General features: G+C 36.5%; 15 protein-coding genes and 2 tRNA genes. 10 read left to right on the top strand and 7 right to left on the bottom strand.

Annotated elements, in window-relative coordinates:
- The first annotated feature begins 162 nt into the window (after positions 1-162).
- From L1994_RS07020 to L1994_RS07010, 3 genes are all read left to right on the top strand, one after another.
- The gene (locus L1994_RS07020) at positions 163-837 is read left to right on the top strand and encodes a DUF5612 domain-containing protein (protein WP_278098746.1); all 675 of its coding nucleotides are present in this window, start codon (positions 163-165) and stop codon (positions 835-837) included.
- The gene (locus L1994_RS07015; protein WP_278098745.1) at positions 834-1,409 is read left to right on the top strand and encodes an L-threonylcarbamoyladenylate synthase; all 576 of its coding nucleotides are present in this window, start codon (positions 834-836) and stop codon (positions 1,407-1,409) included. Before L1994_RS07020 ends, L1994_RS07015 begins: the two co-directional genes overlap by 4 nt.
- Positions 1,410-1,517: 108 nt before the next feature.
- On the top strand, positions 1,518-2,447 hold the full coding sequence (locus tag L1994_RS07010) for a DNA polymerase subunit beta (RefSeq protein WP_278098744.1): 930 nt from the start codon (positions 1,518-1,520) through the stop codon (positions 2,445-2,447).
- 46 nt (positions 2,448-2,493) lie between these two features.
- Here the strand turns inward: L1994_RS07010 and L1994_RS07005 are convergent, their stop codons facing one another.
- The gene (locus tag L1994_RS07005; RefSeq protein ID WP_278098743.1) at positions 2,494-3,159 is read right to left on the bottom strand and encodes a CRISPR-associated protein Cas4; all 666 of its coding nucleotides are present in this window, start codon (positions 3,157-3,159) and stop codon (positions 2,494-2,496) included.
- A gap of 284 nt (positions 3,160-3,443) precedes the next feature.
- Between L1994_RS07005 and L1994_RS07000 the strand changes: the two genes are divergently transcribed.
- The 4 genes from L1994_RS07000 (at position 3,444) to L1994_RS06985 (ending at position 5,556) form a co-directional block, all read left to right on the top strand.
- Positions 3,444-3,743 (top strand): DUF3467 domain-containing protein, encoded by a 300-nt coding sequence (locus L1994_RS07000; protein WP_278100821.1) that lies wholly within the window; start codon positions 3,444-3,446, stop codon positions 3,741-3,743.
- A gap of 352 nt (positions 3,744-4,095) precedes the next feature.
- Positions 4,096-4,167 (top strand) — tRNA-Thr (locus L1994_RS06995).
- Positions 4,168-4,544: 377 nt separating this feature from the next.
- Positions 4,545-4,618, top strand: a tRNA-Val gene (locus L1994_RS06990).
- A 437-nt stretch (positions 4,619-5,055) separates the two neighbouring features.
- Complete coding sequence (locus L1994_RS06985) at positions 5,056-5,556, top strand: hypothetical protein (protein ID WP_278098742.1); 501 nt, start codon at positions 5,056-5,058, stop codon at positions 5,554-5,556.
- A 47-nt stretch (positions 5,557-5,603) separates the two neighbouring features.
- On the opposite strand, the gene L1994_RS06980 is transcribed toward L1994_RS06985, so the two are convergent.
- The 4 genes from L1994_RS06980 to L1994_RS06965 all read right to left on the bottom strand — a co-directional run bounded on the left by L1994_RS06980 (position 5,604) and on the right by L1994_RS06965 (position 13,157).
- Positions 5,604-8,609, bottom strand: a complete 3,006-nt coding sequence (locus L1994_RS06980) for a type I restriction endonuclease subunit R (RefSeq protein WP_278098741.1) — start codon at positions 8,607-8,609, stop codon at positions 5,604-5,606.
- 602 nt (positions 8,610-9,211) lie between these two features.
- Positions 9,212-10,396, bottom strand: coding sequence for a restriction endonuclease subunit S (locus tag L1994_RS06975; RefSeq protein WP_278098740.1), 1,185 nt, complete (start codon positions 10,394-10,396; stop codon positions 9,212-9,214).
- Positions 10,393-11,439 carry a PDDEXK nuclease domain-containing protein gene (locus L1994_RS06970; RefSeq protein WP_278098739.1) on the bottom strand — a complete coding sequence of 349 codons (1,047 nt, stop codon included), beginning with the start codon at positions 11,437-11,439 and terminating at the stop codon, positions 10,393-10,395. Before L1994_RS06970 ends, L1994_RS06975 begins: the two co-directional genes overlap by 4 nt.
- A complete protein-coding gene (locus L1994_RS06965; RefSeq protein ID WP_278098738.1) occupies positions 11,436-13,157 on the bottom strand; it encodes a type I restriction-modification system subunit M in 1,722 nt (573 codons plus the stop codon). The genes L1994_RS06970 and L1994_RS06965 overlap by 4 nt, the downstream gene beginning before the upstream one ends.
- A gap of 256 nt (positions 13,158-13,413) precedes the next feature.
- Here L1994_RS06965 and L1994_RS06960 point away from each other — a divergent pair, with 256 nt between their 5' ends.
- Complete coding sequence (locus tag L1994_RS06960) at positions 13,414-15,564, top strand: peroxide stress protein YaaA (protein WP_278098737.1); 2,151 nt, start codon at positions 13,414-13,416, stop codon at positions 15,562-15,564.
- A 195-nt stretch (positions 15,565-15,759) separates the two neighbouring features.
- On the opposite strand, the gene L1994_RS06955 is transcribed toward L1994_RS06960, so the two are convergent.
- Together L1994_RS06955 and L1994_RS06950 are read right to left on the bottom strand one after the other, a co-directional pair.
- Positions 15,760-16,482 (bottom strand): 4Fe-4S binding protein, encoded by a 723-nt coding sequence (locus L1994_RS06955; RefSeq protein ID WP_278098736.1) that lies wholly within the window; start codon positions 16,480-16,482, stop codon positions 15,760-15,762.
- A 75-nt stretch (positions 16,483-16,557) separates the two neighbouring features.
- Entirely contained in the window at positions 16,558-17,301 is a 744-nt protein-coding gene (locus L1994_RS06950; protein WP_278098735.1) for a methyltransferase domain-containing protein, read from the bottom strand.
- A gap of 192 nt (positions 17,302-17,493) precedes the next feature.
- On the opposite strand from L1994_RS06950, the gene L1994_RS06945 reads away from it, so the two are divergent.
- The gene (locus L1994_RS06945) at positions 17,494-17,940 is read left to right on the top strand and encodes a hypothetical protein (RefSeq protein WP_278098734.1); all 447 of its coding nucleotides are present in this window, start codon (positions 17,494-17,496) and stop codon (positions 17,938-17,940) included.
- Positions 17,937-18,962, top strand: coding sequence for a hypothetical protein (locus tag L1994_RS06940; RefSeq protein WP_278098733.1), 1,026 nt, complete (start codon positions 17,937-17,939; stop codon positions 18,960-18,962). Before L1994_RS06945 ends, L1994_RS06940 begins: the two co-directional genes overlap by 4 nt.
- Positions 18,963-19,006: the final 44 nt, after the last annotated feature.

Below are 19,006 nucleotides of genomic sequence, written 5' to 3'. Positions count from 1 at the left end.
GTCCGTTTTATGTAAAAAAGCAAACTATGTGTTTTTTTTATTTTTTTAAATTTCCTGATATCAACTGGTTTAAATTAAGGTTAGTGTGTTGATTTAAAGAAAAACAGGTTATGATATTAAAAAGAATTAATTATCCAAAAAAACAAGGTACGATCATAACAAATGACAAATTCAGAAATATATGCTATCAGCATTCTGAGTCAGAACTGTCAGGGAGTTCTTCGTGATGTCTCTGAGATTATGGCTTTGCATAATGTAAATATTGTTTTGGTTCAGGCATCTGTTCTTCCGGCAGGAAATGAAAGAGGAAACTCTTTTATTTATTTTGAGCTTGAGAATGTAAATGACATTGAGTCTTTATCTTCCGATCTGTCAGGGCTTAGTACTATTTATTCAGTGCATACATATCAGCCGCTTTCAAAAATATTTGGAAAAAGAGTGATAATTATTGGAGGGGGTGCCCAGGTTGCTCAGGTTGCTATGGGTGCGGTAAATGAGGCTGACCGCCATAACATTCGCGGGGAGAGAATTTCTGTAGATACAATTCCTCTTGTAGGTGAAAAAGACTTAGCGGCAACTATCGATGCAGTCAGCCGACTTCCAAGAGTGGCAGTCCTTGTTCTTGCAGGCTCTTTGATGGGCGGCAAAATATCCGAATCTGTTGATAAAATTCATGAGATGGGAATACCTGTGGTCTCTCTTAATATGGCAGGAAGTGTTCCAAAGCATGCGGATTTGGTTGTTACAGATCCTATTCAGGCAGGGGTGTTTGCAGTTATGCATGCCAGTAGTCTTGCTGTGTTTGACATAAATCGTGTAAGGGGGCGTGAATTTTGAGATCGAAGATTGATGAGGCAGTATCTGTTTTGCACAGGGATGGTCTGATTGTCTATCCGACTGAGACTGTTTATGGTCTTGGATGCGATGCATTTTCCGAATGTGCTATTGAAAGAGTATATGAGGTTAAAAAAAGGCCTCTTTCAAAGCCGATGTCTGTTGCTGTATCAGATCTTGAAATGGCTATGGCTGTTACAAGAATGAGTGATTTTGAACAGGAATTTATAGAAAAATTTTTGCCCGGACCTGTTACTGTGATTGTAAAGGCAAACAGATGTCTTCCTTCAGTGCTTACAGGCGGAACCGGCTATATAGGAATTAGAATTCCTGAAAATGATACAACACTTGAAATCATAAGAGAGTTTGATGCTCCGATATCTTCTACAAGTGCCAATATATCAGGAGGCAAATCGCCGGTTGAATTCAACGAGATCACTGTTGTATATGATCTATTCGTTGACGGAGGAAAACTCCCCGGCATTCCGAGCACTGTTGTGAACCCTGTTAAAAAGGAGATTCTTCGGGCAGGGAGTAATGTAGAAGAGATTTGCAGATTTCTGGCAGATGAATAATATTTTTTTGCATGATGAAAAATGCGTTAATATCGAAAAATACTCATTTAAAGCGGCAGTAAACTTCAGTGCTGTAAATATTTTTGAAAATTTTAGGGACAGTTTCTTATGAAAGCGATAAGGCTTAGAGATTTTATTGAGGATAAAGACGGTTGTCTTTATGCGGTATCGGCTTATGACAATGAAAAAAAAGCAGGCTGTGTTTTAAGATATGTGCCTGATGATGAAGGAGAAAGAGTTTCACCTGAAGGTGTAAGGTACAAAAAATACGATTTTGAGCCTGCATTTGAATACATAAAAAAGCATAAGCCCGAATATCTGGATGTTGTTCACCGTGTCCCGCTGACTGATATAAAAAGGGTTCTAAAACCAGAGGAAGAGATAGAAAAAATAATTGCAGGGGATAAACGTGTTTTAAAATTATCAGAGATATTTAGTGTCCCCAAAATGACTTTTGGATGCACAGGTTCTCTTCTTTGCGGGCTTGAGAATGAAGCGTCTGACATTGACATGGTTGTTTATGGCGATTATTGGTTTTTGGCTCAGAAGAATCTAATAAAAGCAGTGAAAGCCGGAGAAGTAGATGCACTTTCGGATAAAATGTGGGAGAAAGTGTATTACAAACGCGTTCCTGAGATTGATTATGAGACATTTGTTCTCCATGAGATGCGGAAGTGGAACAGGGGAGAAATTGACGGAACATATTTTGATCTGTTGTTTACCCGGGGATATGATTCATTATCGTCGGTAGCTATTAAAAAGGGAAAAGTCATTGGTAAAAAGACTGTTGAGGCAAAGGTTACTGATGCTTCGCTTTCGTTTGACAGTCCTGCTGTATATGTTATTGAGCATCCGGAGATTTCAAAGGTGCTTTCATTTACTCATACATACAGCGGTCAGGCGCTATCAGGTGAGACTATTGAGGCCTGCGGTGTTGTTGAGGATATGGGTGATGAGAAATGGCTTATTGTCGGGACAACAAGGGAGGCAAAGGGTGAGTATATAATTTCAAAAACACTTCTTGAAGAGCAAAAATAATATATAATAAATCCGGATTTTTTTTTATGAGTTATTTTTTTGATATTTACAAAAGATCTGATAGTTTCACAGGCCCTTTTGTACATTTGTCTTTTATGTAACAGTTTTCACAGGGAAATGTTTTGTTTTTTACGGGAACATATCCGGCAAGTATTTTTCTTGCTGTTTTAAGGGCTAAAAGTGCTTCTCTTCTGTCTCTTGGAGATATTTTGCATGTTCTTGTAACCGCAGAAGGGATATATTCAAGAATTACTTCATCGGCATTGATACCCAGAGTTTCTTTTGCACAAAATGAAAATAGAGCTGATCTGACCCTGTCTGCTTTGTATATTCCTGTTTCTGGCGCCGGGCTTAATCTTGTAAGGCCAAGGTGGGGTTTTGAATCAAAGTATCTGTCAACTACTCCGTAAATTCCCATTTTTTTGGAGGAGACTTTTATGTCATTTTGTGATGTTCTTGGCCATTTGGCAGTTTTGCAGGATTTTATCCATTCTGAGTACTGGAGGTGTGCATCTTCTGATATTTCCGGATTTATTGTTTTGATTTCATCCCATATTTCATAAGCATCAATCTCTTCTCCAAGATGATATGAAATTTGTTTGGCGATTGTGTAGTATTCCGACTCATTTTTAGGTTTATTGTCCTGTTCTAGGATGAAGCGTATCGGGCAGATATGGCATGATACAATTGATGAGATGCTCAGGAATTTCATTTTTATTATCCTTTTTTTTGAAGATATCAGGAATATTTTTTTTCAGATATCGGTAAAAATTTCATGAAATAATGTATGAGAAATCTGTTTCATAAACGTTTTTTCCATGAAAGTTAAGATTCCGGATAGACTTTCATTGTTTTTGTGTGATGAAAAAAGCAATCATCATGCGGGTATTATATGAAAGTTTCTTTGTAACTTACATGAAACTGTTGGTATGAAAATATAATTTCATGAACGTTTTTATGTAAAATCCTTATTTGATTGAAGATAAATATTATGATATGGAAAAACGCGAAATTGCTGTAAACCTTCCGCAGGATTTAGATCCTGTATATTCAAACAGAATTCAGGTTGCATACAAGGATGATGAATTTACATTTGTATTTCTTCATGAAATTCCCGGAACAAATCACGCGAGGGCAAAGGCAATTGTATCTATTAGTCCAAAGCATGCAAAAAACTTCTCTGAAGTTCTTTCAAAGACAATTATTGATTATGAAGGTAAATTTGGAGAGATTAAAAGAGCTTCTGAAGCAAAATCAAATCAGGATACTGAAGTTACAATAAGAGGATATTCCTGATTAATCAGGATTTTTAGTTTTTTGGTTTTATTTGTTGTTATTTTTTTAATTATTGGAATTTTTTCAAGTTGTTTGAGTTTTTTATTTGTTGTTAGTTTTTTGGTTTTATTTGTTGCTAGTTTTTTAATTATTGGAAATTCTTTAAGTTGTTTGAGTTTTTATTATTTTTTTTGAGTTCATAGTGCAGATTATTGTATTAGAATATGAGAATATAGCAGATAAGGAATATAATATTCAGATTATACAAGGCCCAGGCTTAATACAGGCGAACTTCCGGAGGATTATCCGCCGGTTTTATAATTTTCAATGACAATATGTATAAGAGCAATTGTTTTTTGAGGAATTGTTTTTTGCCGCTGTGGCTTAGTGGTATAGCGGCTGATTCGTAATCAGCAGGCCGGGGGTTCAAGTCCCCCCAGCGGCTTTGGGAGATCAAGTTCAAATCCCTTCTTTATTGTGCTATTATATTTTTCTGAAGTTGATAATCTAAGCTTTTTTTAATTTCAGGGATTTCAAAAAGCACTTCTCTTAATTATTAGAAAAATTTGTTTTGGAAAATCTTTTTTTTTTAAAGGAAGAGATGGACTGGGGAGTGACTAATAATTAATAAATGATAACCTGATGATAACCTGATGATAACCTGATGATAACCTGATGATAACCTGATGATCACCTGATTCACATATTTCTCCATACAGATATGCTCCTGATTAAGAGATGGCTGAAATCAAATCCAACATCTTTAATAATCAATAGGGCTAATATAACAGAGCACGATTGTAAGGCAATTTGTGTTCTGATGGGCTTGTGGTCTAGCTGGTTATGACGTCGCCTTTACACGGCGAAGATCTTGAGTTCGAATCTCAACAGGCCCACTGTTTTTGTTCTTTTTTAATATGAAGATTAATTCTTTGTTTGTTTTTGTTCTGAGTTCATTTATGGCGTTATCTACAAATCTGGATACATTTAGGCCGTTATTCTTGATATGCTCGTAATTTTCAGGTTTTATTGTCAGATTCAGTCTTTTTTTAAATCGCTGTATATTCTCCCTTTCCTGTTTTGCTCTATTCTCCATCGTTATTTTTCTCCTGTCCGCATATGTCAGTGCACATGCGTATGATTTAACGGACTTAATGTCGGTTTTGTAGGTCATAAATAGAGAGTTCCAGAAAGGTTCCACTGGGGTTGAAAAATTGAATTAGATTTGATGGGCTAAAAATTGAAATAAAGCTGGATAATGGTTAGAAAACAGATAATTTAATTCATTTCAGAGATCATAAAACTGATAATTAAATTATTTGGTGGTAAAACCTTGGATAATATAGAAAAATCTTTACTTGAAAAATTGATTTGGGAAGCGTTAACTAAACTTTATAAGTGTGATAAATATTTGATACGGCATGAACCGATTTTAAAGTATCTCCCTGATGAATTAAAAGAATATGTATCTGAAAGAGCAATCGTGTTTAGATTTGGCATATATTTACAAGAATTAATGTCTGCTAATGAATGTTTAAAGTATTATCATTTAGATTGTGAATACAATAGAAATGTAGATATTATAAAAAAAATGGGCATTAATGCAATTATCCCTGATTTAATAATTCATAAAAGAGGATCTATGAAAAACAATCTTCTAGTTCTTGAGATTAAGACTTGGTGGAATCCAGATAATAAGGAAGATATAGAGAAAATTAATAAATTAATAGATCCTGAAGGAGAATACAAGTATAAATTTGGCTTATCAATAATTATTGAAAAAAATTACCCTCCAAATTTAAAATGGATACCTGAAGAATCTTCTGAGGTATAATATAAACCTGAAATGATATCCTGTTAAAATATTAGAGAGGGAGAATTTCAAACCTGTGCAGTCTTAATTTTCCTGTATATATCTGACCGCATTAAGTCCATTGTGTATTGCATAAATGCAGAATCGTTGAACATACGAATAAAGAATTCATCATTCTGCTCATACCTTTGAATCGCCATATCTTTGAACACTTTTTCAAAGACCGGGCGGAAAACACGCTCATCATTGTTCTGTGCAAAGTTTACAAGGCTTTCTTCGGCACGAATATCATTTTCAATCTGGAGGAGAACCTTATCCATCTCGGTAAAGTTTGTACCGAATTTCTCATTTATTCTGTCAAGAAGTTTTGTGAGAGTGTCCTTTTTCTCTTTTCTGACTCCGGCTTCCCCTTTGATTGGATCAATCCCTGATTCATCATGTTTATCCATGACAATAGATCCGCCAAAGCACTTTTCAAGTCTGTAATATTGAAGAAGAATTTTATCGTCCAAATCGACTGTTACTTTCTCTCCTTTTGGAAGAACTGTTGATAAGAATTTTGCATATGCACTGAACTTATGCAATTCTTCGTCAAACATCCTGCATACCTGAGTTATAAACCCATATATGCGGATGAAGCGGGAAAGTGTTGTTTTGAATGTTTCACGCTCTTCAAGAGGTTTTGCAGCGAATCTGTCCATTGCAGGGCGGAGGGTTGCAGAGAGTTTTCCCATATCTCTTTCCTGAGTGTTTGCAAAGAAGATTTCTGCGAATGAATTTATCTCTGACTCTCTGTATATCCCAAAGTCATCAAGAGTGTATTTGAGATCATAGAGAACATTGGGGTTTGTTTCCTCAGCGAGAATTGTTGCTTCGTAGTATTGCTGAAATGCTTTTTGAATATCTTCGGCAGTGTTCACAAAGTCAAGAACAAATGTGCTGTCTTTGCCTTCGGCAATCCTGTTTATTCGTGAGAGGGTCTGGACTGCCTTAACTCCGCTTAATTTTTTATCAACAAACATTGTGTGAAGATACGGCTCATCAAATCCGGTCTGATACTTTTCTGCCACAATTAAGATATTGAAATTATCATGGAACTCTTTTGGAAGCTGTTTTTCCTTAATGTGCTCTCCTGATTTTGTTTTGTTTATCTTTTCCTCAGTCCATGACATTCCCTCATCGTCTATTTCGCCTGAGAAGGCAACCAGAACATCAAGGCCTGTGTATCCTTTGTCTTTGATGTATCGCTTAAACTCAAAGCAGTATCTTACTGCATGAAGGCGTGAGGCTGTAACGACCATCGCCTTTGCTTTTCCGCCAATCTGGTTTTTTGTCTGACTCCTGAAGTGTTCAACCATGATAGCGGTCTTTTGTGCAAGGTTATGAGGATGAAGGCTTTCATAGCGCCGTATTGCTTTAATTCCTGCGGCTGTGTCAAGTTCCGGATCATCAGGTATGTTTTTGATAATTTTGTAATACATGCTGTATGTCATGTAATTTTTCAAAACGTCTAAGATGAATCCTTCATCAATGGCCTGCCGCATTGAATAGATGTGAAATGCCTTGTATTTGCCGTCCGGCTGTTTTACTCCGAACATCTGAAGTGTTTTGTCTTTTGGTGTTGCGGTGAAAGCAAAAAATGAAAGGTTTTTGTGCTGCCCCTGTGCGGCAATTTCGGCTATTAACTTATCCTCTTCGTCCGGGCGTTTGTCTTCCTCTTCGCCTTCGGCTTTTGCGTACTCATCGAGGACTTCTTCTATGTTGGCAAGCGCTGTTTTGAGCTTTTTTGCCGCTTCTCCGGTCTGTGACGAATGAGCCTCATCAACAATGACTGCAAAATTTTTGTTGTCTGAATTTATTTCTTTGTAGATTACCGGGAACTTCTGAAGTGTTGTGATGATTATTCCTGCGCCGGAGTTGATTGCATCGCGAAGCTGTTTTGAGTCTTTGTCGATTTTTACAACGACGCCTTCAACATGATCAAACTGATAGATTGTGTCCTGAAGCTGACTGTCAAGAATTTTCCTGTCAGTTACAACTATTGTCGATTTGAAAATTTTATTATCTGTTCTGTCATGCAGTCCCGAGAGCCGGTGTGCAAGCCATGCGATAGAGTTAGATTTTCCGCTTCCGGCGCTGTGCTGTATGAGATAATTTTTGCCTGCACCGTTTTCCCTGACATCTGAGAGGAGTTTTGTTACGACATCGAGCTGATGATATCTTGGAAAGATAAGGGTCTCTTTTGTTTCGGTTGTTTTTCCGTTTAAGTCTGTCAGAGTTTCGGTTTTAATATGAAGGTATTTGTGAAGGATTTCAAGAAGGCTGTCTTTTGTGAGAACTTTTTCCCAGAGATAAGCGGTCTGATATGTGTTGTAATAAAGGGGGTTTCCTGCTCCGCCTACCTCTCCTGCTCCGTTTGATCCCTGATTGAACGGGAGGAATTTTGTCTGCCCTCCGTTGAGGCGGGTTGTCATATAGACATTGTAGAGATCAACTGCAAAGTGAACAATGACTCTCTTTTTGAATTCAAAGATTGGATCGCGGGAGTTTCTGTCAAATTTGTACTGTCCGATTGCGTTTGCTACATTCTGGCCGGTGAACTGGTTTTTGAGTTCCATTGATACAACCGGGATTCCGTTTGCAAACAGAACAATATCCAGACTGTTTTCATTTGTGGGGGAGTAGTGAAGCTGTCTTGTGCAGTTGAGGATATTCTGATCATAGTGTTCTCTTGATTCCTCATTGATTGCTGTTTCCGGTTTCCAGTAGATTACCTTAAACCTGCATCCCCGGTCGTTTATTCCCTGCCGGAGTACGCGAAGGAGGTTTGTTCTTGCAACTTCCCTTGTGAATCTTTCAATAAACGTCTTTTCGCTGTCATCACCGTATATGCTGTTGTATTTTTTCCATTCCTTCGGCTGTGTTGTTTTGATGAATGTGAGGAGGGTTTCCGTGTCAAGCCCCAGAACCCTGTCAAACTTTTCCGGATTTCCTTTGACATAACCGCCATTTGTGCAAAGTGAAAATTCAATATCATTTTCAAACTGTTTTTCTGTATATTCTGCGGATGCCATTTATTTCACCTTTTTTACCCTTAATGTAATATTGAGTATAAGGGAATAATAATTTATTGCGTTATTTTGCATATAATGGAAGATTAAAACCGTGACAATTTGTCACGTATTCATTTCACCTGAAGGTGTGGTTTATTAAAATATTTTTAAATATCCTGATGGTTTTCACAATTATTTTAGAGATCAATTAAGAAAATTCCAAACTTTTATCTTTAATTTACCATGAAAATCACGTTGTGATTTACATTAAACGGTGCATGAAACCTTTGTTTCATGATCGTTTTTAGTAAAAGGGAGGGGGAACGAATTTCCCCCTCCCTTAGACCCTCCCCCTTTTATAACGATACCCCGCATTGGGAATGGACGAGCATTCCCAATGCTCCTGACATTTTTTTAAAGCTCCGTTTAAATATCATTCAAATCTGATGTTTCAAAATATGGCTGCTGAGAATACCCGCAGGGTATTCTCGAAGCAGGCTGTCGTGATGGCGCAAAGCCCTGAGGGCAGGGCGTGGTTCGCGAAGCTTTGCGAAGCGAACCTTGCGCATGGGTTGCATGAATCAATTTAAAATAAATGAAAAAAAGGAAAACCAATTAAAAATTCAGGCTGATAATTCCGGAATTTCAATCTTACCGGTCACAGCCTCATAGATTAAGGATTTCTTATACTCCTCAAGTTTTTTGATGAGAGTTTCTTTTTTGGATACTGCTTCATCAATTGCGGTGCATTTTTGATCAAGATAGGCAGCGATTTCATGTTGTTCTGAAATCGGAGGTAATAAAGTAGACAACCTTTGAATTTGTTCAACTGCAAGACCCGGCTGGGCTGCTGAAGTTGAATATTGATTCAAATTCATAGCAGAAAGAATGTAGAACAACCATTTTTGATCCAATGTAATTAACTCATATGTTACAATTGCATGTTCAGATGCCCAAAAATTTCCTTTTACAATGTGAACATTTCCACAAAGTGCTCCTTGTCTTCCAATCAAGATATAAGAGCCATTGTGTGTAAAAGATTTAGCATATCCTCTTAATCCATTTCCTCCATATACTGGATAGGTACTATCATTATCAATGATATTAGAGGTAATACTTTCACCACTTTTCATCCTTGCAAGCCATTTTAACTTTACAACATCCCACCCTTCCGGAATTTCCCCAATCCACTCAACCCCGGAATCCTTCATTGGAACATCCGGATTCAGACCCTTTGTCACAGCATTTGTTATCACTACCTGCCGGTATTCCTTCAGCTTATCAATTGAAGCCCGCTGTTTTTCGATTGAAGCGTCAATTGCGGTGCATTTATTGTCAAGGAAAGAGGCGATGCGGGTTTGTTCTGGAAGCTCACCTAAAGCAACAGGAAAATCAAGAAGCATTGGAAGTCTAACGGAGTCAACAGTAGATTTTGCATTACTCTCTTCAATTTTTTTCCAAAAATTTTCTTTTAAGTAATAATATAGATATTTTCCTGAAATATCTTTAAAAAAATGAAGATTATACACTCGTTGATGATAGTCAAATTTGCCATTTACATAGTGAAACACTTTTCCAGCACCAACACCATCACCTGCCATCAGTATTGCTTCTCCGTCAAAAGTGTAAGAATCAATCCTTTCAATATTTGGAGAACGAACATAGAATGGATATAATCCATCCTCTTTTTTGTTTATTGTATCTTTATCTCCTGTAATTATTTGGCATAAAAATCTAAGCCGTCTTATTTCCCACCCCACCGGAATCTCGCCAATCCACTCAATCCCGGAATCCTTCATTGCCCTCATGCGTCATCACCCTCATCTTTTGGATTGTCTCTGCTCATCTTCCGGAAGCTATCGAGGTTTAACTCCCGCTTAAATTCTTCTTCTGTCGGCATGTAAAGCATGTATTTTGATGCAAAGATCTGTGAATTGTCCTCCGGAAGTGTGTATTTTACAACAGCATCGCTTTTGTCGGCACACAGAACAACTCCCACAGGAGGGTTGTCGCCCTCCGTTCTCATCTCGCGGGTGTAGTAGTTGACATACATCTGCATCTGACCCAAGTCCTGATGAGTAAGATCGCCAAGCTTCAGGTCAATTAAAACAAAGCACTTCAGGATGTAGTTGTAAAAGACAAGATCGATATAGAAGTGGCGTCCGTCAAAGGAAATTCTCTTCTGCCGAGATACAAACGAAAATCCGCGTCCAAGTTCAAGCAGAAACTTTTGCAGGTTTGTAATCAGAGCCTCTTCCAAATCCTTTTCATAGAATTTCGGGTTCGCTTCAAGGTTTAAAAACTCCAGAACATAAGGGTCTTTTATAATACGCTCATACTCCGTTTTCAACCCGTTTGATTCAGCCTCTTTTATGACATCCTCCTTATCCCTGCTTGCAAGAAGCCGCTCATAGAAAAATGAATTAATCTGCCGCTCAAGCTGTCTTGAACTCCAGTCTGATTTAGCACATTCATCCATATAGAAATCACGGGCGTTTTCATCCGAAATCCGCATTAAAAGCCGGTAATGCGTCCAGCTTAATTCGGAACGCAGTGCGTTCCGGATTGGAAATGTTGCATAAAACTGCCTCATATAACGGAGATTTCGATCAGAATAATTATTCCCAAACTCCTCTGTGAGTTTTTCAGACAAAAATTTTAAAAGATTCTTCCCGTATTCCGCACGAAAATTCTCCCCGCATGCATAGTAAATCTGCTCACCAATCTCCCAGTATGTCTGCACCATTGCAAAATTTACAGCAGCGTAAACCTGCCTCTGAGCAGTAATAACACTCCTGCGGATATTTAAGTAAACCTCATCCGAAGGAAGTGCCGGATTATCCTCATTCATTTCTGAAAAATCTCCGCAAGACTTCCTTCAAGCTCGCATTCAAGCTCTAAGATTTCTTTCATTATTTCACTGCTTGGTCTTGGTGCAGTGTATTTGTAGAAATAGCGGGTGAAGGAAATTTCATAACCGACTTTTGTTTTCTTCTCGTCAATCCATGCATCCGGTGCAAATGGGAGGACTTCACGCTTAAAATACTCTGAAATGTCCTCTGTTAAGGGTATGTTTTCTGTGTCACGCAATGATGAATCAGGCTTTGGTTTTCCCTTTGAAAGAACAGGCTTTTTGTTCTCATCAAGAAGGGGTCTTTCAACAGTTATTTTGTGGTAGCCGAAATCATCATTATTAAAGATTTTACAGACGTCATTCTCTTTAAATTCGCCGTAAATCTTTGTTATCTCTGAAATAGCATCCTGCGAGATATCGTTTCTCTTGTTTCCAAGCGATTTCCTGCGTTTGACAAACATCTGGTTTGCGTTTATGAGCTGAACTTTGCCTTTTCTTTTCGCAGGCTTCTTGTTTGACAAAATCCAGACGTAAGTCGCAATTCCTGTATTATAAAATAAGTCATTTGGAAGAGCAATTATCGCATCAAGAAGGTCATGTTCCAGAATATATTTTCTGATCTCAGACGGGCCTGAACCGGCATCGCCTGAGAAGAGCGGTGATCCGTTGTGAATTATTGCAACCCTTGATCCTGAATCCTTCATCTTCGAGATTGCTGTCAGTAAAAAGAGCATCTGACTGTCACCGATAGCAGGAAGCCCCGGGCCGAAGCGACCGGCAAAACCCAGTTTGGCCTCTTTTTCAACCGCATTTTTTTCATTTTTCCATTCCCTGCCAAAAGGAGGATTTGAGAGGATATAGTCAAACTGCATATCGGCGCACTGATCATCGGAAAGAGTGTTTCCGTTTTTGATCTGGTCTGCACTATCACCTTTAATTAAAAGATCGGCCTTGCAGATAGCAAACGTATGATCATTTAATTCCTGACCAAAACCGATAAGTTTTGCACCCGAATTTAATCTGTGCAGGTATTCGGTGGCAACCGAAAGCATACCGCCTGTACCGCAGGCCGGATCATAAAGTGTCTTTGTGATGTTTTTGCCGGACAAAATATCATTATCATCAGTAAACAGAATGTTTACCATCAGTTCAATGACTTCACGGGGAGTGTAGTGCTGTCCGGCATCCTCATTATGAGACTCTGAAAAACGCCGGATAATTTCTTCAAAGATATAGCCCATCTCAAGGTTTGAGATGTGTGAGGGGTGGAGGTATCCTTTTGATGTTGTATATTCCTTTAAAACATTATACAAAATGCCCTTTTTTGCCATCGTTGTAATGTGTGCATCAAATTTGAACTTCTCAATTATTTCCTGCACATTGGGAGAAAAGCCGTTGAGATAATTTTTGAAGTTTGCCTCAATGTTGTCCGGATCATCTAATAATTTTTGAAAAGTAAATTTGCTTGTATTATAAAATGAGTAGCCTGATGCTTTTTTCAGAAATTCATCTTTCAAAGCAACCGCTTTCATTGTCTCGTTCTTTGCAAGAACAGCGTCTTTTGTGTCCGCAAGTACACAGTCAAAACGCCTTATTACAGTCAGGGGAAGAATTACTTCTCCATATTCATGTGGTTTGTATGTACCGGTTAATTTGTCCGCAATTGACCAGATAAGATTGGCTTTTTCACTTATGTTAGCACTTAGATTACTCATATTGACCTTATACCCGCGATTATTTTCTTATTTTATGTGTGAGTTAAGGACTAATAAAGGGTATCGCATTTAATATGAAGCTGTAAAAATCAAAGCTCATCTTCCATTTGAAAATAAAATAGGAGTATAATAAGATAGTTCCAATTTCATGGGCATGAAAGTTTGCCGATTTAAATTTATTTGATGTAATTTTAAATGGATATTCTTATAGATTATAAACCGAAGTCATTATTATCAGAATACTGCCGGGATTGACATGTACAACAAATGGATAGATGCATATAATTCTTTTAACTGGGTTGTAGACCTTACAAAGTACAGAGATAAAAACTCTTACCCTGATTTTTTCAATTCAAAAATTGATCTTAAAAATCTAAATTTGTTGGAAAAAAAGTTTCAGAACGCGATTAATAACCCTGAAAATAATTTTGATGAGAGAATTGTTGCCGGAGAAATATTGTTCTGGAAACTGAATTCTAAACGTGATGTTAACACGAAAACATCAGACTTTATCAGGCACTTATCATATATAAGGCAGGATAAGGCTATTGTTTGGGAGAAATTCGCAGAATCGATTTCATCGCTAAGTAAAGAACCAACGTTTGAAAATTTTAATAATTTTTGTAATCTATGTAACATGCCTTCCGGGTATGCATTACCAATAACATTCCTTTCTTTTTATGACCCTGCTGAATATCCTATTGCTGACAGAAGAATTGCAAAATGGTGGCATGATAATAAAGACAAATTTGGATATAAAGAATCGACAAACTTTCTTACAACAGAAGATGGAGGTATATCTGGATCTTTCTATAATCGTGAGGCAAATTGGAATACCTATTTGCAATGGACTGATTTTAGCAGAAAGTGTGCAAAAAAATTGACCACTCTTACTAATTTTGACTGGACTCCCCGGATGGTCGAAATAGCAGTGTGGACAGCAGCAGGTTCCGATAAAATTTCTCTGGAACCCCTTGATAAACCGGAAGATAATTTTGAAGGTGATCAGGACAATTTAGCTTCTAACGAAAAAAAGCCAACCAAGAGTCCCGTCCTCATTCTTTTTATTGATTCTTTTCATAAATTATCCGGCGGCTCATCAGAATATGACATGAAAAATGCATTAATTAATTCAATTGATGATGAAGCAATCCGTTCAAAATTTATTAAAACAAGAGATGAAATTTTATTAAATCTATCAAATAATGAAATCCACTGGTACAAATGCGAGCAGGAAATAGAAAAATATAATAATTACCTTGTAAAAGGCAGAGATTTTGGTGGTCAGACTCCTGCAAATTATCTTCCTGCAATAAAGAGATTTGACGGACAATTTTATAAGGAACTTGGAGAAGAAGGCAAATCAGGGATTTTATCATCAAATCATCATTTTATGATATTATCTGCATGTTATGGTCTTTTACTACCAAAAGAATCTATTCAGAATTATGCCTGCCAGTTCGGTCAGAAAAACAGTGCATATTACCTTTGGACAAAATCTAAGCTTATAACTGAGGTTATGGCTGAATATATTCGGAAAAACAACATTAAACGTATTTTTGACTTTACTTACTGTGATGTAATAAGTTACCATTTCTCTATTGACTGGGAATATCTGAAGGAAAATACAAACATTGATGTTATTCATTGTTATCACTCTCTTGCAGAAGGTGACAAAGCATTAAGAGATTTTGGAAAATTTATCAAAGATCATATACTCTCTCGGAAAGCTTCCGAACTGCTTGAAATGAAAACCGGCATTATTGATAACATTGTTCTTTCTCCAAAAATAGAGGTGAAAGATACAGATGATTCTTTGGATGTTACAGTGGAAAATCTCATTAATATTGGCGAATGTGAAACAATTGAATTTAAGAAGGGAGTATTTCGCAGTGCAAAATATGATGGATATCCTGGATTTGTCTATGATGATGATCCTAATTTTATATTTGAAAAGAACAACAGCATGTTTTCTATTGCAAAAACAATTGTTGCTTTTCTGAATACAAACGGAGGAACTCTTTTAATAGGCGTTGAAGAATTGAAGGAAGAAGGCGATATCTGTAAAACTCACAGTATTACAAATGAATATTCAAAACTTCAGGATAAAAATTTGGATGGCTATAAAAGAAAGATCATTGATGATATCATTGATAAAATGATATATCCAAAGGATATTATCACTCATTTTAGTAAATATCTGAATATATCTTTTGAAGAAGTCAAAGGGGATACTGTATGCCGGATTCATGTTAAAAAATCAGATATTCCATTTTATGCTATTGCATTTTACAATAATGAAAGACAGAAAGCCCATTTTTATAAAAGAACAGACTCCGAAACAAGGGAGGTTTATTTCCAGTTTACAGGTGAGTATATTTTAAAGCACTTTTGTAAGAAAAACTAATTTTCAAATTGAAATTATCATTTCATGCTAACTGTTTCATGTGAGTTACAAAGTAACTTTCATGTAAAACGCACATGATGAGCTTTTTTCATCACACAAAAAGTGATGATAAGTTTATCAGGAATTTTGACTTTCATAGCAATCTTCTAAGTCTTTTAACTTTTATCCAAGTTATATCCAAGTTATTTAATCCAATTACTTATTTTTAGAAAATCCAAATGTGACGGCACCTTTTTTGCAGGAATCTGCACATGAACCACACATAATGCAGTCATTTGTATTGGAATCATTGTTTTTTACCATTTCAGATACAGAAATGCCAACAGGACATGCCTTGTTGCAAAGTCCACAATCAATACATTTTTCAGGCTCGGTTTTTAGCCGCAATCCGGGAAGATTAAGGATATTTCCAATTTTTCTTCCGATAATCATTATGACTGACATCGGGCAGAAATACCTGCACATTGAACGTCCTCCTAATATAAAGGTGGATATAACAAATATTGCCAGTAAAATAAGATAGACATACATAATCTTAGGGAAAATTCCCCCCTCTGTGCCATACATTGGATTAACACCATTAATTCCGCCTGCCATGACAAACAAAATGAGAATCATAGTTGCCCAGATGGCAAATAATATGTACTTGAAATAATTAAGAAATCCATCTGAAGGCTTCTTTTCACAGCCACTACCAATTAATTCCTGCATTCCGCCGGCAGGACACAACCATCCGCACCAGATTCTTCCGGTAAATAAAGAAACAATAAATATAAGCAAAAATACAAGAGCACTTGAATTTATTATCCCCTCTGACGCGGCCATTAAAATTACTGCCGGCGACATAAAAAAGATTGTAAACGGCATTAAAAATGCTGAAATTACAATCATTGTCCTTCTTAAATTTATATTTTTCATAAATATCTTCTTTTAGTTATTATTTTCTAATAATATGATTCTGAAATTTAATATTTTTACGATATCTAAAAAAAATCAGATTTTTTTTCCTGTCGCTTTGAAAAATGTATAGCAAAATGTTCCGTCCTCTTCACAAGTCCTGTAAAGGGCACGAATTCCGTTTTCCCATTCTTTTTCTGTCATTATCCCTGATGATATTACATCAAAACCCACCCCCTCTACCATTGCTGTGAATGTCTTTTTTGTAAAACCTCTGACAAGTGCAGGGTTTGAGCTGTCTGCATAAATTATTCTTGGAAAAACACATACATCAGAAAAATCTGCATCTTTTAAAAGAGGATAAAGTCTTCTTCCAATTAAGGCATCGCCGCCGGCCTTTGCCTGAAGAGAGACAAGGCATTCGATGTTTCTTTTAGCATCAGAACTATCAGGATAAAAAAAGGCAGAGCCGTGATCGCCTTCAATTACAATTATCTCCCCGCCGGGCTTTAAGAATTTTAAAAGCTCCAAAAGCGCATCCCTTGGATTTTTTAAGTGCTCTAATACAAAGCATACGAAAATATAGTCAAAGGAATTCTTTAAAAACGGCAGGCTGAATATATCGCAGTTTAAATATTCAGCAGGAAAATTAGTCTCATCAGCTGCTTTTTTTCTGGCGGCGCTGAGTGATTTTAGTGAAATGTCAACAGAAATTATCCTCGCACCGGGACTATTTTTTGCAATTGCTTTTGTCTGGGCGCCGACTCCGCATCCGGCTTCAAGGACAAGCGAGCCTTCTTTAAATATAGTATCGCCATAAAGAATTTCATTTAAAGTCATAGCCTGTATAGAAAGTCTCCCCGACTCTGTTTCTGAATATCCGTGAATATATTTTTTTTGACATATGTGTACATTGATGTTTAATTTTCATCATTATATATGTTTCATTTAAAACTTTCATGAAAATTATCATTCTATGTAAAAATATTTATATCCACAAAGTATATTTTGTCAACATTCACATATTGACATATGTTCCTGCCAACTGATGAAAAACAATTTGCATTCTGGACTATGCGAAGAAGCGGTATGCAAAACATAGAAATTGCTAAAAACTTTGATATTTCAAGACAGGCTGTTTCTCATGCTCTTTTATCAATGACTAAAAAAATTGAAAAGATTCTTTTGGACATGGCGAATGCAAATAGCATTGCAGTAGAAATCGTCAATTTTGAAAAAGGAATCTTATTGGGGCGTTCAGTTCCCTTAAAAGTCACTGCAATCATTTTTGTCTCAAAAAAGCAGGGCGTACAGGTCTGGTTTGAACACGAAGGTGTCTGTGAAAATTGTGAGAAGTATAAGGAATGTACAGAACTTTTATGGGACTATGCTGAAGAGCTTGGAATAAAAATTGAAAATACAAATGATCCCACAGAAATGGCGGACGAACTGTTTAGAAAAGTGAGGGAAAGTCTATGACTGAAAATGCATCTGATAAAAATCAAAAGAGTCTTGGATGGTGTCCGATGGAACAAAATTTCATAAAGACACCGGTATATTGCATAGGCGATTGCTATGATTCAACTGAAATTAATTCCGGAGGCGGTGAAAAAAAGAATTTCAGAATAAAAAACGGTGTTATAATTGCCAAAAAAAGCATTCAAACACTGTTCCAAAACAAAAAGCTTTTCTGGTTCTCATTCATAGCAGGTCTTATAATTCTTGCTATGTTTGTTTTGGAAATTAATCTTATGAGTTTAGCAGACAGCCATACGTACTGGACTTTAGGTTACCTACAAGGGCTTTTGTTTACGTTTTCAATTGAATTGCTAGCGTTTTCAGCCATAAATCTTCTTCTTGCAGACTTGTTGATTAATTTATCATTAGCAAAAACAAAAGGCTACGTTGATCTAAAATTAAGTTTATCAGTGCTTAAAAGTCACTTCTATCAGGTTTTTGGATGGTCATTTATAATCGCACTTGCAGGAACTGCACTGTATACAGTTTTAACTCATAGTCATTTATACACACATATATATCCCTGGTTTGCCTCTGTTCTATACATTCCATTCATATATTATATTCCGGATATAGTGCTTTCAGCACAAAATCATATCTTCATTAAAATTATTATCAGCTCAGCTTTGTTTTTAATGACACTTTTCACTATTCCGGGGATAGTATTAGAAAATAAAAACATAATTTCTGCATTGCTAAGCTCTTTTTCAGTATTTAGAAAAGCATTAATTGAAATTTTTGGATGCTTTTTAATTTTTGGCGTAATATTATTTTTAATCTCACTACCTGAGTTTTTTATTAGTTTAACACCTGCTCTTGTTGGTTATGATTATCATTTCTTCTCAGTGCATCATTTTGAAATGACCACAGTCTGCATAATTTTTCTTATAGGATGGTGGGTATTTATCACATCTGTATTCACAGTTTTAGGAATCGCTGTTCATAAGATTCATTATTATTGCAAAACAGGCATTATTGAGTGAAAAATGGTTGAGTACACAATTAAAAAAATACAGCAAATTATATT

Origin of the sequence: Methanomicrobium antiquum, from assembly GCF_029633915.1 — an archaeon.
Lineage (GTDB): Archaea > Halobacteriota > Methanomicrobia > Methanomicrobiales > Methanomicrobiaceae > Methanomicrobium > Methanomicrobium antiquum.
The sequence above is the reverse complement of the archived record's forward strand: the minus strand, read 5'-3'. Positions and strand labels throughout refer to the sequence as shown.